Genomic DNA, 833 nt, shown 5'->3' on the forward strand with positions numbered 1-833 from the left:
CGAAATAGCGCCGCATGGCCGGGCTGCAGCCGCCGCCGGGGCCGCCATGCAGGACCACCACGGGGATGCCTTGCGGATTGCCGCATTGCTCCACATAGATCCGGTGCCCGCCGGAGACCGGCAGCACGCGCTGGTCGTAGGGATCGAGCGGCGGGTAGAGATACTCCGCTGCGTGTTTTTGGCTCGCCGCTCGTGTCATCGCTGCTCTATATAGTGCTGAGATCCACCCACCCCATCCTTCGCAAGTTGCATCAGAGAAGTCCATGACAACCAACACGCAGACCGTCGATACTTCGGAACTGGCCAAGTTCGAGGCCATGGCCGCCGAATGGTGGGACCCGATGGGCAAGTTTCGCCCACTGCACCTGATGAACCCGGTACGGCTGGACTACATCACCCGGCAGATCGCGGCGGAGTATGGGCGCGACCTGAAATCACCCAATCCGTTCAAGGGCTTGCGCATTCTCGACATCGGCTGCGGCGGGGGGCTTCTGGCCGAGCCCATGGCGCGGCTGGGGGCCACGGTGGTGGGCGCGGATGCGGCCGAGGGCAACCTGCCCGTCGCACGGCTGCATGCGGAGAAATCCGGGCTGGAGATCGATTACCGCCACACCACGGCGGAGGCGCTGGTCGCCGCCGGGGAGCAGTTCGATTCGGTGCTGAACATGGAGGTGGTGGAGCATGTGGCCGACCCGCTGGCCTACCTGACCGCGTGCAAGGACCTGCTGAAGCCCGGCGGGATCATGCTGTGCTCGACCCTGAACCGGAACCCCAAGAGTTTCGCCATGGCGATCGTGGGGGCCGAATACGTGCTGAAATGGCTGCCCAAGGGG

The 833-nt window shown here is 65.1% G+C and carries 1 protein-coding gene and 1 pseudogene; one reads left to right on the forward strand and one right to left on the reverse strand.

Annotation, left to right across the window (positions count from 1 at the left end; translation table 11 throughout):
- Positions 1-199 (reverse strand): annotated as a pseudogene (locus tag ACR0B3_RS24325) (prolyl aminopeptidase); the annotation flags it as partial.
- 64 nt (positions 200-263) lie between these two features.
- On the opposite strand from ACR0B3_RS24325, the gene ubiG reads away from it, so the two are divergent.
- Positions 264-833 (forward strand): bifunctional 2-polyprenyl-6-hydroxyphenol methylase/3-demethylubiquinol 3-O-methyltransferase UbiG (gene ubiG, locus ACR0B3_RS24330; RefSeq protein ID WP_480811286.1); only part of this gene is annotated, 570 nt, incomplete at its 3' end.

It is taken from the genome of Ruegeria sp. CE9 (assembly GCF_056537425.1).